The 513-nt window shown below is 72.9% G+C and carries 1 protein-coding gene; it reads right to left on the bottom strand.

Annotated elements, in window-relative coordinates:
- Nucleotides 1-513 (bottom strand): hypothetical protein (locus AC27IQ_RS26995; RefSeq protein ID WP_487091537.1); only part of this gene is annotated, 513 nt, incomplete at both ends.

Raw genomic sequence — 513 nt, 5'->3', positions numbered from 1 at the left:
ACAGGCCCGGCAGGCCCGCACGCGCCAGCTGCAGCGCGTCGCCGATGCCCGTGCGAACTTCCGCGCAGGGGCCGCCCTGGGCCCGCCACTCGTCGCAGGTGTTGGCCAGGGCGATCAGGTGGCCGGCGAGATTGCCGCTGTCCACCGACGACACGTAGGGCGGATCGAGCGCGCGCAGGTCCGCCGTGCCATACCAGTTGAAGAAGTGGCCCCGAAAGCGCTGCAGCTGCTGCAGCGTGGTGAACGTCGCCTCCAGGCGCGCTACCGTCTCCAGCGTGCCGGCCCAGCCGAAATCGCGCGCCGCGGCCGTCGCCAGCAGGTACAGGCCGATGTTGGTCGGCGAGGTGCGGCGCGCCACCACGGGCCGGGGCGTTTCCTGGAAATTGTCGGGCGGCAGCATGTGGTCCGCCGGCGTCACGAAGGTCTCGAAGTAGCGCCAGGTGCGCCGCGCGATCCGGCGCAGCGCCAGGGCCTGCGCGGGCTGCAGATCGAGCAGGGGCGCCGTGCCTGGCG

The organism is Acidovorax sp. KPB24-07 (genome assembly GCF_057543315.1).
The sequence above is the reverse complement of the archived record's forward strand: the minus strand, read 5'-3'. Positions and strand labels throughout refer to the sequence as shown.